At 69.2% G+C, this 12815-nt stretch carries 13 protein-coding genes and 1 pseudogene; 8 read left to right on the top strand and 6 right to left on the bottom strand.

The window, feature by feature from the left end; all coding sequences use genetic code 11:
* Nucleotides 1-303: 303 nt before the first annotated feature.
* Nucleotides 304-874, top strand: a pseudogene (locus IE198_RS36270) (DUF6192 family protein); the annotation flags it as partial.
* Here the strand turns inward: IE198_RS36270 and IE198_RS00440 are convergent.
* The 5 genes from IE198_RS00440 to IE198_RS00420 form a co-directional block, all read right to left on the bottom strand.
* Nucleotides 864-1253: an allene oxide cyclase barrel-like domain-containing protein gene (locus IE198_RS00440; RefSeq protein ID WP_189881474.1), complete on the bottom strand. Its 390-nt coding sequence runs from the start codon at nt 1251-1253 to the stop codon at nt 864-866. The pseudogene IE198_RS36270 and the gene IE198_RS00440 sit on opposite strands and share 11 nt — an antisense overlap.
* A gap of 1223 nt (nt 1254-2476) precedes the next feature.
* A complete protein-coding gene (locus IE198_RS00435; RefSeq protein WP_189881473.1) occupies nt 2477-3109 on the bottom strand; it encodes an NADPH-dependent F420 reductase in 633 nt (210 codons plus the stop codon).
* 311 nt (nt 3110-3420) lie between these two features.
* Nucleotides 3421-4002, bottom strand: coding sequence for a dihydrofolate reductase family protein (locus tag IE198_RS00430; RefSeq protein WP_189881472.1), 582 nt, complete (start codon nt 4000-4002; stop codon nt 3421-3423).
* A 138-nt stretch (nt 4003-4140) separates the two neighbouring features.
* Nucleotides 4141-4734: a DinB family protein gene (locus IE198_RS00425; protein ID WP_189881468.1), complete on the bottom strand. Its 594-nt coding sequence runs from the start codon at nt 4732-4734 to the stop codon at nt 4141-4143.
* A 78-nt stretch (nt 4735-4812) separates the two neighbouring features.
* On the bottom strand, nt 4813-5757 hold the full coding sequence (locus IE198_RS00420; RefSeq protein WP_189881467.1) for a UbiA family prenyltransferase: 945 nt from the start codon (nt 5755-5757) through the stop codon (nt 4813-4815).
* A gap of 6 nt (nt 5758-5763) precedes the next feature.
* Between IE198_RS00420 and IE198_RS00415 the strand changes: the two genes are divergently transcribed.
* The 5 genes from IE198_RS00415 (at nt 5764) to IE198_RS00400 (ending at nt 9200) form a co-directional block, all read left to right on the top strand.
* The gene (locus IE198_RS00415) at nt 5764-6897 is read left to right on the top strand and encodes a type III polyketide synthase (protein ID WP_189881466.1); all 1134 of its coding nucleotides are present in this window, start codon (nt 5764-5766) and stop codon (nt 6895-6897) included.
* 10 nt (nt 6898-6907) lie between these two features.
* Nucleotides 6908-7423 carry an isoprenylcysteine carboxyl methyltransferase family protein gene (locus IE198_RS00410; RefSeq protein ID WP_189881464.1) on the top strand — a complete coding sequence of 172 codons (516 nt, stop codon included), beginning with the start codon at nt 6908-6910 and terminating at the stop codon, nt 7421-7423.
* The gene (locus tag IE198_RS00405; RefSeq protein WP_189881462.1) at nt 7420-8451 is read left to right on the top strand and encodes an NAD(P)/FAD-dependent oxidoreductase; all 1032 of its coding nucleotides are present in this window, start codon (nt 7420-7422) and stop codon (nt 8449-8451) included. Before IE198_RS00410 ends, IE198_RS00405 begins: the two co-directional genes overlap by 4 nt.
* Before the next feature lie 77 nt (nt 8452-8528).
* Nucleotides 8529-8744 (top strand): hypothetical protein, encoded by a 216-nt coding sequence (locus IE198_RS34845; RefSeq protein ID WP_229833656.1) that lies wholly within the window; start codon nt 8529-8531, stop codon nt 8742-8744.
* Between the two features lie 24 nt (nt 8745-8768).
* A complete protein-coding gene (locus tag IE198_RS00400; protein WP_229833655.1) occupies nt 8769-9200 on the top strand; it encodes an AAA family ATPase in 432 nt (143 codons plus the stop codon).
* A 189-nt stretch (nt 9201-9389) separates the two neighbouring features.
* On the opposite strand, the gene IE198_RS34840 is transcribed toward IE198_RS00400, so the two are convergent.
* Entirely contained in the window at nt 9390-9707 is a 318-nt protein-coding gene (locus IE198_RS34840; protein WP_229833654.1) for a DUF4180 domain-containing protein, read from the bottom strand.
* Between the two features lie 286 nt (nt 9708-9993).
* Between IE198_RS34840 and IE198_RS00390 the strand changes: the two genes are divergently transcribed.
* Together IE198_RS00390 and IE198_RS00385 are read left to right on the top strand one after the other, a co-directional pair.
* Nucleotides 9994-11637 carry a GMC oxidoreductase gene (locus IE198_RS00390; RefSeq protein WP_189881458.1) on the top strand — a complete coding sequence of 548 codons (1644 nt, stop codon included), beginning with the start codon at nt 9994-9996 and terminating at the stop codon, nt 11635-11637.
* Nucleotides 11638-11920: 283 nt separating this feature from the next.
* Nucleotides 11921-12760 (top strand): SDR family NAD(P)-dependent oxidoreductase, encoded by an 840-nt coding sequence (locus IE198_RS00385; RefSeq protein WP_189881456.1) that lies wholly within the window; start codon nt 11921-11923, stop codon nt 12758-12760.
* The last annotated feature ends 55 nt before the right edge of the window (nt 12761-12815 follow it).

The following is a 12815-nucleotide window of genomic DNA, read 5'->3' as shown; positions in this document are numbered from 1 at the left end:
TCCGACTCAGTCCCGGTTTTGAATAGCCCTGGGTCCTACGCCGACGTGGTGTTCAAGGGCACCGGGCAGGCCGGGGAGAGGAACTGTCGTCTTGTGGCGAAGGGCTGAGGCCGGGTGCCCGGCCGGACGCGGTGTTCTGTTCTTCGGCATGCCGTGCCAGGCAGTGGCGAACGGAACGCAGGTTACGCAAGCGCCTGGCGGCCGTGCAGGACGGTGCAGGGCGAGGCCGAGTGCCCCGAGTGGGGCCCGCTGGATCGTCGGCGTCGACCGGCGCTCGGGATCACCGCGATCCACACTCTGGCCCGGGACGAGCAGGTCGCCACCACGGTGACCACCGGTCTGCTGCGTCGGCCGGAGGTCGCTTTCAAGGCGATGAGCGACGTCACCGCCCGCCACCAGGTCAATCACGCTCAGGTCGAGCGGGGCCGACAGGCCCGCGAACACTTCGAGGACACCAGCCCGGTCGCCCCGACCGTCTGCCACATCGACCGGACAGTGGAGTTCCTGGACCTGGTCCGCCTGCAACTCGTTCGTGGCCGCAGCCGGGCAGGCGGTCCACGGCCTGCTGGACCGCACCCTCGGCGAGGATGAACGGACCTGGGGGAAACGACACCTCAACCTCACGATCAAGACCGTCAGCCGCCCCAAGGACTCCTCCGGGTTTGTCGTCCTGCCCCGAAGTTGGGTCGTTGAACGGAGTCCCGCCCGGATCATGCACGCCCGCCGCCATGCGCGCGACTACGAACGGCTCGTCCAGCACTCCGAGACTCTGATCACCTGGGTTGCCATCACCCTGATGACCCGTCGACTCACTCGCGGCAGTAGGAAGAGCTTGGGAGCGGTACTCATAGCCGCCGAGAACGTCACAGGATGAGGTTGACGGTGAGGTTCGTTTCCGATTCGTTGACAGGGTCGGCGGTGATGAAGCCTTGGGCCGTGCGGTAGTCCGCCGTACCGCCGGTGATCGCGAACGTGATCGGTCCAGGACCGACGCTGGTGACGGTGAACCGGCCTTCCGCGGTGATCCGTCCTTCGGGAAGGTGGAGTGTGACCGCGCATTGCAGGTCGTACTCATCGCCGGGCGCGGTACGGGTCACCGTGCAGATCGAGCCGAAGTCACCGACCGTGACGCCGTCGCGGATGAGATCCCCGCTGGAGACCTGTTCATCCCCCAGACTGGTAGCGGCCGATTCATCCACATCGATGAAGCTGGATTGAGTCACGCTCGAGACCAGCTCGAAGACTTCCTCCACCCGCGTGCCCGGCTCGCCCTGCGGGCCTTGTGCGCCCTGGCTTCCTTGGGATCCCTGCGATCCGGCCGTACCCGGCTCGCCCTGGGGCCCTTGAGTTCCAATACCGGTGTCACCTTGCGGCCCCTGGGAACCCTGCACCCCTTGGGCGCCGGTGTCACCCTGCGCGCCCTGGCTTCCTTGAGTGCCCTGAGGCCCCTGTGGCCCGGGTCGGCCTTCGCCCCGGTGCGGTCGCCCGGGACCTTGCGGGTCGCGATCGCGATCGATTTCGCCCAGTCGTGCTCGGGAAGTGAAGTCATCGCTCGTGGCGCCGTTCGGACCGGGAAGCCCCTGGCTGTTCCCGAGGCCGGACCTGTGGATCGCATCGGCGAAAGCGACCGTATTCGGGAGCATGCTGAGGGCTGCGGCAAGCGTCCCCGCCGAGACCATGGTGACTGCCCTGATGCGGGGGTACGGACGCGCTTTCCGCTTCACAGGAAGACCTTTCTGGAACGGGCAATACCCCACGGACACGACCGACACATCCCTCTTCGCAGGTGGAGACGCTTTACTGCGACTCCATGAGCTGGTCGGTGAACCAGTCGTACGCCATCCACACAAGAGCGACGTCCGTGCGATCCGCACATAGACCGTGTCGTACGCGAAGATCACCCCATTGGCAGGCAGACGTGTCCCCGCCAATCCGGCTGCTGCCACTCAATGCGTCCCGCCATCACGGTTCATGCGGCAGTGAAGAACACGATCGAGGACGCGACGGCACCGGAGCCAGGGCCTCAGCGGTCCGCCGTGGCAGGCCGGGCTCGAGTACAGGGTCACACTCTGATTGGTGAGATTCCGAGCCTGTGGATGCATTCCCTTCCGGGAAGATCCCGCAGGAGGGGCCAGCAGGTTGTGTACGGATCTTCGTGGGCATCTTGGGTGCTCGCTGATACGACGATGGTTGACAGGACCAAGCCGGTTGCCGCGGACAGCAGTTCAGAAAGAGGTGCTCAAAGGGACCGCCCGATGCCCCGGGCGGACATCGGGCGGTCGCTTTCCGTATCGCAGTTCATGGCCACCGGATTGCGTGCCACCGACCTACGGGGCGGCTGGCGATCCCCCTCTCTTGAAAGCCAACGAGCTGAAGCACTGAACACGGCACCCCACTACCAGTGACCCCACGGGGCCTTCGGCGGCCAACCGCCAGCATCACGCCTCAGCGCAAGAGTCAGCACCGTCCTGGCCTCCTACACATGGGCGGAAGGGCGGGTGACCACGTTGATGTTGAACGTGTGGGCCCCCAGACCGCCCGCGATGCCCATGAAGAGCAGGGCAAAGTGCTCCTGTCCCCGTGCGGTGGTGATACCGCCGATGTCCAGCTGGGACGACCGGGGCCAGCCGAGGTCGGTGAGCAGTCGGCCGGTGGTCCGTTTGGCTTCGGCGTCGTCGCCGGAGAGGAAGACGGTGCTCGGGCCGTCGAGACCGTCCGGGGCGATCATCACGGTGGAGTCCATGGTGCACAGCGTCTTGACGACGGGTGTCAGGGGGAAGGCTTCCTGGATCTGTTCACCCAGGCTGCTGTTGGGGTGCGAGAGCTTGGTGAAGTCGTCGGAGAGCCCGACCCCGACATCGATCAGCAGGGTGCCGGCCAGCGCCGGTGCCCCGATGGAGTGCAGCAGTTCCACGGAGACGGCACCCGGGGTGGCGTTGACCAGTACCTCTGCGTGGGCGGCTGTCTCGCTCAGTCCCGCCACGGGGAGACCGAGGTCCGTCCGGTCCGTCGGCCGTCGTGAACCGAGGAGCACGTCGTGTCCTGCGGCGCCCCAGCCGTGTGCCAATGCTCGGGCGACGTTGCCGGTGCCAAGTAGTCCTATACGCATGGTGTGGACGCTAGACATCGTCGGGTCTTGGCGAATCGGCCTGCAGGCCCTGGTGGACCGGCACCAAAGACGTAGTTCTGCCGTCCCGCCGCGTTCTGCGGCCGGACGAGTGCGCCCTTGGGTGCTGCCGGTCGGCAGAGGCCGTCCTGGCCGCCGTGTCCCGTGCCTGCGCCGCGACGACACCGGGAGCGGCCACCGCCCGGCGAAGTACGCGAAGACGTCCGGAAGTTGGCCGACCCGAGCAGGACTCCCACGCGCTAGGGGCGTCGTACCACCGCAGTTGTGCTCTGCGGTAGGGCGCCGACCGGGTTCTACCTACCGCTGCGCCCGCAAGAGCCGGCGCTCCTGTCCGCATAACGCAGCAGTACCGCACCCGAGACGAACGGTCGTGTCTCCAGAAGGTCCAGTTTTGCGTCAGCGGACTCGAACAGCCGCGCGCCGTGGCCGACGACCACCGGGAAGACGAACAGCCGGTACTCGTCGACCAGCCTCGCGGCGATCAGGGCGTGGACGAGCTGCACGCTGCCCGTCGCGACGATGTCGCGGCCCGGTGCCTCCTTCAACGCCCGCACTTCATCGATCAGGGGACCACGCAGCACGGTGGAGTTCTCCCAGCCCGGGTCCTCCATCGTGCGGGAGACGACGTACTTGTCCACCTCATCGAGGTAGGCGGACACGCCGGTGCGGTCGTCCTTCTGTTCAGGCCAGAAGCCACGGAAAGCTTCGAAGGTGTTACGGCCCACGAGCAGCGCGTCAGCAGCCTCCCGGTGTTCGGTGTTCGCCGCCGTGATGTCGGACTGGTCGATGTCCTTGCCCAGGGGGTCGAACCATCCCCCCGACAACTCGATCACACCGTCGAGGGTGATGTTTTCGGTGACGACGAGCTTGCGCATCGGCGAGCCTCCCTGAGTGTTGCGTCCACATGCCGACACCTCCCGGTCCTCGAAGGCATCACCGACCGACGAGCTCGCGCAGCAGCATCCGCCGGCCAGGGGACGCCGGTCGTCGTCCGACTCGGTCCGGTCCAGGAGTCACGCGTCGCGGCCGGCTTCCTGAGCCGCTCGCTCCAGCCGGCTTCGATAGTTCTCCCACCACGCCGAGTCGCCCTGCGCCATGCTGTCGTTGTCCTTGTTCATCCCGACGGCCCCGTCCATGAGTTCCCGGACGATGTCGGCGTGTCCCGCGTGCCGGTGCGTATCAGCAATCACGCGCACTACGGCATGATGCAACGTCACCTTGTTCCTGTTGCTCGGCCACCACGGCACCGTGCCGATCGTGTCCAGGGCCAGTGCCTCGATCGTCGCGTCCGCGTGCGCCCACGCCCGGCGGTAGAGCCCCACGATGTCCTCGTGTGACTCGTCGGCGGTGACCCACATGTCCGCGTTGGGCTCAGCGCCGTCCTCGAGCCAGGGCAGCGGCTCGCCGGCGGGCCGTCCGAAGGTGTCGCCGAGATAGCCCAGTTCCACGCCGGCCGCGTGTTTCACCATGCCCAGGAGGTTGGTGCCGGTCGGCGTCAGCGGGCGACGGATGTCGTACTCCGAGAGCCCTTCGAGCTTCCACAGCAGGGCATCACGGGCGGACTGGAGGTAAAAGTGGAGGTCGGCCTTGGGATCCGTTGCGGTCATGCGACCAGTCTGCCGCTCGCGCGATCTTTGTCCACGGCCTTTGCAGCCGCTCGCGGCGAACAGTCGGCGTCTGCCTCATCAGGGTCGGTCCGGCGGTCCGTGGCCCCACAAGGAGCCGAACCCGACCATGTCGGCCCCGCTCAGCAGGAGCTGCGTCACCGCCAGTCCTGCCACCGCCATCGCCGCCCGGAAGGGCCACCGGCTGCCGGCGTCGGACCGTACAGCGGTACCGGCGACCGCGACAGCGCCGGCCGTGGCTGCCACTACCCGACCCGGTGCCCCGACCGCACCTGACGGTCCTGCGACGAGCACGCCGACAGCCGCCAGCATCATCAGGGGAGCGAGCCACCGGCACGCGGTCGCGCCAAGGCGTTGCGGCAGCCCGCGTACGCCCCCCGCGAGATCCTCTTCGATGTCGGGAAGCACGTTGACGAAATGCGCACCCACTCCGAGCAGGGCACCAGCGGTGACCGCCCACCAGGCAGGCCAGGGTCGGGAGGCGAGGCCGAGGGTGACGAAGGCAGGAAGTGAGGCGAAGCCGAGGGCGTACGGGAGCGGGGACAGAACCGTGCCCTTGAGGCCCAGGTTGTACGCCCAGCCGCCGGCTGCGACTCCGGCCAGGTGCACAGCCGCGGCAAGGCCTCCGCTGAGCAAGGAGAGCGGTACGCAGACCAGCAGCGCCGTGCCGGCCGCAGCGGCCACCACCCGCGGCGGCAGAGCGCCCCCTGCCAGTGGCTTGTCACGGCGACCGGCCGCGGTGTCACGCTGTGCGTCGATCGCATCGTTGCACCACCCCACGGAGAGCTGCCCCGCCAGCACCGCTGCCGCGACCGCCGCACAGCCGCCGGGGCCGCGGCCCACCGACACGGCCAGCGCCGTCGCGAAGAGCGTCACGGCGACCGCGGGTTCGGGATGGCAGGAGCGCAGCAACACCGTCAGCCGGTGTGTCGCCCGCCGGGAAGCCGCAGAGGGGTATAGAGACACGGGGGCAAGGTATTCGCCGTTCAGGACGTGAGGAGACATTCCCGGATGCGTGTCCCTGTGGCCGTCGACGATCTCGTTGCGCCCTCCACCGTGGGGGAGCGGCACACCGTCATCGACCGGGGGACGTCCGTCGCCGCCGTCCACACGGCTCTGCCGCCGCACCGGTACGCCCAGAGTGACCTCACGGAGCTGATGGGAGACCTGTGTCTCGAGCCCGGGGCGGACCGTGCGCTGTTGCGCCGTCTGCACACCTCGGCCGGAGTACGCACCCGTCACCTCGCTCTGCCGATCGAGCAGTATGCCGGGCTCGGCGACTTCGGCCAGGCCAATGCCGCCTGGATGACGGTCGGTCTGGCCCTCGCAGAGGAAGCGCTGTCCGGCGCCCTGGACGCGGCCGGACTCACGGCCGCGGACATCGATCTGCTGGTCTGCACGTCCATCACCGGTGTCGCCGCCCCCTCGCTCGACGCCCGGCTTGCCCTGCGCATGGGCATGCGGGCCGACGTCAAGAGGGTCCCGGTCTTCGGCCTGGGCTGCGTCGGCGGCGCGGCCGGACTCGGCCGATTGCACGACTACCTGCTCGGGCACCCGGACGACACGGCGGTGCTGCTCAGTGTCGAGCTGTGCTCGTTGACGCTGCAGCGCGACGGATCGCTCGCGAATCTTGTCGCCGGCGCCCTGTTCGGTGACGGTGCGGCGGCGGTCGTCGCACGCGGCGGCGACGCCGGTCGGCGGGGCGCCGGCTGGCCGATGGTGGCCGCCACTCGCGGACACCTCTACCCGGACACCGAGCATCTGCTCGGCTGGAGGATCGGTGCCAGCGGCTTCCGCGTGGTCGTCGACGCCGGGATCCCGGACGTTGTCCGCACTCATCTCGGCGACGATCTGCGGAACTTCCTCGCCACTCATGGCCTTGTCCCGGACGACATCGGTACCTGGATCTGCCATCCGGGTGGCCCGAAGGTTCTCGTGGCGGTCGGCGACGCGCTGGAGCTGCCCGACGGCGCGCTCGACTCCTCCTGGCGGTCGTTGGCCGGTGTGGGGAACCTGTCGTCGGCCTCGGTACTGCGTGTGCTCGAGGACGTCGCGACGCGTTGCCGACCCGATCCCGGCACCTGGGGCGTCCTGCTGGCCATGGGGCCCGGCTTCTGTGCCGAATTCGTCCTCCTGCGCTGGTGAGGAACTGCTCATGTCCTGGTACGTACTTCTCGTCATGGCCGTCGCGGCGGAGCGCCTCGTCGAACTTGTCGTAGCCCGTCGCAATGCGGCTTGGTCCCTCTCGCGTAACGGTGTGGAGCACGGCCGCAACCACTACCCCGTGATGGTGGCGCTGCACACGGCTCTGCTCGCGTGCTGCCTGATCGAACCGGTGCTCGGCAACCGGCCGTTCCTTCCCGCACTCGGCTGGCCCATGCTGGCCGTCGTGCTGCTGGCCCAGGCGCTGCGGTGGTGGTGCATCACCACCCTCGGACCGCACTGGAACACCCGCGTCATCGTGATCCCCGGCGCCCGGCTCGTCCGCGCCGGACCGTACCGCTTCGTCCGCCACCCCAACTACGTCGCCGTCGTTGCGGAAGTCGCCGCCCTCCCGCTGGTCCACTCGGCGTGGATGACCGCCTGCGTGCTGACCGCGGCCAACGTGATGCTGCTCATGGTGCGCATCCGATGCGAGAACGCCGCCCTGGGCACGGCAGTGACCGCGTGAGCCGTATCCACGACCTCCTCGTCGCCGGGGGCGGACCCGCCGGTCTGGCGACTGCTCTGCACGCCGCACGGGCCGGCTTCGACGTCGTCGTGGCGGAACCGCGCAGTGCGCCGGTCGACAAGGCATGCGGCGAGGGACTCATGCCCGGCGCGGTCCGGGCATTGCGGGCACTCGGTCTCACGATCTCCGGCCGGCCGATCGAGGGCATCCACTACGTCCAGGGCTCTCGCGGTGTCCAGGCGATGTTCCGGCACGGCCCTGGCCTCGGTGTGCGGCGCATCAGCCTGCATGCCGCGCTCCACGCCGCCGTCGTCGAGGCGGGAGTCCCCGTACTGCCCGTCCGCGTCGGAGAGGTACGGCAGACCGCCACGGGTGTCACCGAAGGCAACGCCGGGCTGCGCGCCAGATGGCTGATCGCCGCGGACGGCCTGCACTCTCCTGTACGGCGCTCACTCGGGCTCGGAGTGACGACCGCCGGCACGCCTCGGTACGGCCTGCGCAGGCACTACGCCGTACCGCCGCGGTCGAACTGCGTGGAAGTCCACTGGGGCCGACGTGGAGAGGTGTATGTGACACCGCTCGGCCCGGAGCTCCTGGGGGTCGCGCTGCTGACCTCGGAGCGCTCGCCCTTCGAAAGACAACTGGACGCGTTCCCCGCACTGGCCGCCCGGCTCCCCGCTGCGGCGGCCGTCACGCCGGTGCGTGGTGCCGGGCCACTGCGACAGAAGGCGCACACACGGGTCCACGGCCGGGTGCTGCTCGTCGGCGACGCGGCCGGATACATCGATGCGCTGACCGGCGAAGGGATCTCGCTGGCCCTGGCCGGCGCCGAAGTCCTCGTCGACCACCTGCGCCGGGGCACGCCGCTCGGTTACGAAGCGGCCTGGCGGCGTGCCACGCAACGGCACCGGCTGCTGACGGAGTGCTTGCTCAGAGCCCGACGGCATCCTGCGATGGCCCGGCGGATCGTACCCATGGCGGAGCGGATGCCCCGCCTGTTCGCCGCCGTCGTGAACGCGCTGGCGTGAGCAGGTCCGGAGACCGTGCCCCGGCTGCCCCGGCTGCCCCGGCTGCCCCGGCGGTCGGGTCGGCGCAGACTGGGCGTATGGGCATCCTGCCGCCGGTCGTCGGCATCGAACCGTCCTCCGCGGATGGCCGGCGTGTACGCATCGCGGGCCGGATCATGGGCATGGGCCACAGCCTGCGGGACCTGCAGGAGTTCCTCCGTCACGCCGGCCTCGAGCCCGACGCGTTCGAGCGCCGAGATGTCGCGGTGCTGGTCGGTCTCCAGGCCGCCGGTAAATCCACCTTCTACCGGTAGTGCCTCTCCACCGGCCATGACCAGGTGAGCAAGGATCTGTTCCCTCGCGCGGCCCGGAACAAGCAGCGGCGGCAGATGCGCCTCGTGGAGGAAACACTGGCGTCGGGACGGCCGGTCGCCGTGGACAACACCAACCCGTCGCCGAGGGAGTGGGGACCGCTGATCGCACTGGGGCATGCCATGGGGGCAACCGTGACGGCGTACTGGTTCCCGCCGGACCTCGACGGCTCGCTGCGGCGCAACGCCGCCCGTCAGGGGCGGGAACGGGTTCCGGACGTCGGTGTGCACGATACGCTCCGGCGACTGCGCCGGCCGTCCCTCGCCGACGGTTTCGACGCCGTGCACGAAGTGCGATTCGACGGTGCGGGAGGCTTCCAGGTGCGGCCGCTGCCGCACCCCGCGCCGCACGGCCGTCGAGGCGGCCTGCCCCGGGATCAGTCGTGGCCGGCTTCCTGAGCCAGGTGCTCCGGCCGGCGACAGCAGTGCTCCCACCACGACCGATCACCCGGCCGCACGTTGTTGTTCCCCTTCGCTCGTCGCTGGGCTACCTTGCGCTGCCGGCAAACCCTCCGCCCGTCGCGCGGTCGCATGCCGGCGACAGGGGGACAGGTCTGCAGCACAGGTCGTCGATCACGACTCGTGACGTCAGGCCATGGCCTTCAGACGGGAGTCGAGAGTGTCGACACCAGGGACGAACCAGACGTGGTCGGACCGGTTCGATTCGTGGACAAGGGCGCGCAGGGCGGAACTGGCCTCCAGGTGACGGGAGATGTCGCCGATGACGACCAGGCGCAGCCGGTGGTTGACGAACTTCTGCATGATTTCGCCCGCGAAGCGAGTGCCCAGGGAGAAGAACTGCTCGTCCAGCCGCTCGGCGGGGACGACCACCACCTCGGCGCCGAGGAAGACCGAGCCGATGAGGTCCACCTGAACCCCGCCCCGATCCTCCACGACGTCCGTCACTGCTGGCCTCCCTCTCGACCGGGCACGGTTGCCGACCTGTCGACAGGAATACGGATCAGGGTGGTTGCCGCCCGTCGACGAGTGGAACGCCGGCTTGTCGACGGGGCCGTCTCGGGCCGGTGTGAGCAGCCGGCCGCTGCCGCGATGACGACCACGAACGAACCCGCAGGGAATGCGGCGCGCGCGGTACGGGTGCCGGGGCCAAATTACCCATAGGTATGACGTGACTTCCAGCACGCACGGCAGTAGAACGTGTTCCCATTCACTCAAGGGTGAGGAACATCGTATGAGCCCTCCTGTCGGGCAGGACAGACCCGTTGAGGGCATGTCCCGTCGTCACCTCATCGCTGGAACCGGTTCTGTTCTGAGCGGCGTACTCCTCGCAGGACACGCGTCCGCGACCCACGCACGGCCCGCACCGGTCGCCGCCCCCTTCGACGCCGGGGCGCACGTCCCGGCCCTCGTGGTCGGCACCGGGTACGGCGGCTGCGTCGCCGCGTTACGCCTGGCCCGCGCCGGCGTCGACGTGCACATGGCCGAGATGGGGATGGCGTGGGACACGCCCGGCCCTGACGGCAAGACATTCGCCAACACCACCGAGCCCGATCACCGGTCGTTCTGGCTGCGCACCAGGACCAAGCAGCCGCTGAGCAACTTCCTCGGCTTCCCGCTCGACAAGGACGTCCCCCGGTACACCGGGATCCTGGACGCCGAGGAATTCGGCGGCATCACCGTCTACCAGGGCCGAGGCGTCGGCGGTGGCTCCCTGGTCAACGGCGGCATGGCGGTCACGCCCCGGCGGGAGAACTTCCCAGCCGTCCTGCCCACCGTCGACGCCGGCGAGATGTACGACGTCTACTACCCGCGCGCCAACGCCGGGCTCGGGGTGGCCACCGTGGACCAGGGCTGGTGGGAGAGCGCCGCCTGCTACCAGTACGCCCGGGTCGGCCGTAAGCACGCGGAGCGTTCCGGCTTCCCGTTCGTCTTCGTGCCCAATGTGTACGACTGGGACTACATGGAGCAGGAGGCGGCCGGCACCGTGCCACGCTCGGCGCTGGAGGGCGAGGTCCTCTTCGGCAACAACCACGGCAAGAAGTCGCTGCAGAAGACCTATCTCGCCCGGGCCCTGGCCACGGGCCGGGTCTCCGTCTCGCCGCTGCACAAGGTCACTTCGGTCGCGCCGGCCGTCGGCGGCGGCTACAGGGTCCTCATCGACCAACTCGACACCACCGGGGTCACTACGGCCACCAAGACCGTCACGGCCGACAAGGTGTTCTTCGCGGCCGGCAGCGTCGGCACCAGCAAGCTGCTGACCAGACTGAAGGCCACCGGTGTGCTGCCCGCTCTCAACGCCGAGATCGGCAAGGGGTGGGGCGACAACGGCAACGTCATGTGCGGCCGCGCCAACCACATGTGGGACGCGACCGGTTGTCTGCAGTCCGCCATGCCCACGGCCGGCATCGACAACTGGGCGGCCGGTGGGGTGTTCGCCGAGGTCGCACCGCTGCCCACGGGCATCGAGAGCTATGCCTCGTTCTATCTGTCGATCACCAAGAATCCGCACCGGGCTGCGTTCACGTGGAACGCCGCCGCGGGCCGGGTCGACCTGGACTGGCGGACGGCATGGAAGCAGCCGTCCATCGACGCCGCCAGGACGATCTTCGACAGGATCAACGCGAAGGAGGGGACGATCTACCGGACCGATCTCTTCGGCGCGTACAAGATCTGGGGCGACCACCTCACGTACCACCCGCTGGGCGGCGCCGTGCTGGACAGGGCCACGGACAACCACGGCCGCCTGCACGGCTATCGGGGGCTGTACGTCATCGACGGTGCGCTGATCCCCGGGAACGCCAGCGTGAATCCGTTCGTCACGATCACGGCGCTCGCCGAGCGGAACATCGAGCGGATCATCGCCGAAGACCTGTGAGCGTGACGGCGGAACTCAATGCCCCGGCAGCACGCACACGTGTCCACGTCGTTGCCGCAGGGTGGGCAGCCACGGCGCGGATGGCCGCGCGGCCGACATTGCCCGTGCCCCACACCGCCGTCGGAATCATGCGGCGGAGGGCAGCGCCGGGGCCCGAAGGTTCCCAGAGCCGTGAACCGGGCAATACCGCACACCGCGGAGCGTGGACCGCGAGCCTGGTGGCGCTGACACCAGGCTCAGCACGCACTCCCTGCACGGTTGCGTGCCCGTCATGATCACCGTCATGAACCGACCCACCACCCTGATCACCGGTGCTACCCAGGGCCTCGGCCGCGGTATCGCCCTCGACCTCGCCCGCCGCGGCGGGACTCTGCTGCTCCACGGCCGCGACGCCGCACGCCTCGAGGCGGTCGCGGCGGAGGTAGGGGCAGCCGCGCCCGACACGACGGTCCGTACCGTTCTCGCCGACCTTGCGGACCTCGATCAGGTGCACACCATGGCCTCCCGGATCCTCGAGAGCGAGCCCCGTCTCGACGCGCTCGTCAACAACGCGGTCGCCGGCGGCGGGGCCGAGCCGCTGCTTCGGGAACTCAGTGCCCAGGGACACGAACTGCGCTTCGCCGTCAACCACCTCGCGCCGTACGCCCTCGTCCGCGACCTGCTGCCGCTGCTGACGTCCTCCGCGCCCGCCCGCGTCGTCAACGTCGCCTCCATCGGCCAGGAGACCATCGACTTCGACGACATCATGCTGGAGCAGGGCTACGAGGGGCTGCGTGCCTACTGCCGCAGCAAGCTCGCCCTGATCATGGCGACGTTCGAGCTGGCGCAGGAACTCGCGGGCACCGGCGTCACCGTGAACGCCCTCCACCCGGCCCACCTGATGGACACCCAAGGCGTGCGCGAGCACGGCCTCACGCCCGTCACCGGCATCGACGAAGGCGTGCGGCCGACCGTCAGGCTGCTCACCGACCCGGAGCTGGCAGCCGTGACGGGCCGTTACTTCGACCGGTTCACCGACGCGCGTGCTCACGAACAGGCCTACGACACCGGCGCCCGTGAACGCCTCATGGAACTGACCCGCGCCCTCGTCGACCCGGCCGGGCGGGCGTTCACGCACTCCTAGACAACCGGCCACGTCGCGGGCGGTCACCTGACATCAACCCACAGAAGACTTCGGG

This window comes from Streptomyces xantholiticus (genome assembly GCF_014651015.1).
Taxonomy (GTDB): Bacteria; Actinomycetota; Actinomycetes; order Streptomycetales; family Streptomycetaceae; genus Streptomyces; species Streptomyces xantholiticus.
The sequence above is the reverse complement of the archived record's forward strand: the minus strand, read 5'-3'. Positions and strand labels throughout refer to the sequence as shown.

Bases quoted from the DNA above. Each gene is read 5' to 3' on its own strand.
- IE198_RS00385 (WP_189881456.1), top strand. From the start codon at position 11,921: ATGAACCGACCCACCACCCTGATCACCGGTGCTACCCAGGGCCTCGGC.
- IE198_RS34845 (WP_229833656.1), top strand. From the start codon at position 8,529: ATGGGCATCCTGCCGCCGGTCGTCGGCATCGAACCGTCCTCCGCGGAT.
- IE198_RS00390 (WP_189881458.1), top strand. From the start codon at position 9,994: ATGAGCCCTCCTGTCGGGCAGGACAGACCCGTTGAGGGCATGTCCCGT.
- IE198_RS00425 (WP_189881468.1), bottom strand. From the start codon at position 4,734: ATGACCGCAACGGATCCCAAGGCCGACCTCCACTTTTACCTCCAGTCC.
- IE198_RS00435 (WP_189881473.1), bottom strand. From the start codon at position 3,109: ATGCGTATAGGACTACTTGGCACCGGCAACGTCGCCCGAGCATTGGCA.
- IE198_RS00410 (WP_189881464.1), top strand. From the start codon at position 6,908: ATGTCCTGGTACGTACTTCTCGTCATGGCCGTCGCGGCGGAGCGCCTC.
- IE198_RS00430 (WP_189881472.1), bottom strand. From the start codon at position 4,002: ATGCGCAAGCTCGTCGTCACCGAAAACATCACCCTCGACGGTGTGATC.
- IE198_RS00415 (WP_189881466.1), top strand. From the start codon at position 5,764: ATGCGTGTCCCTGTGGCCGTCGACGATCTCGTTGCGCCCTCCACCGTG.
- IE198_RS00420 (WP_189881467.1), bottom strand. From the start codon at position 5,757: ATGTCTCCTCACGTCCTGAACGGCGAATACCTTGCCCCCGTGTCTCTA.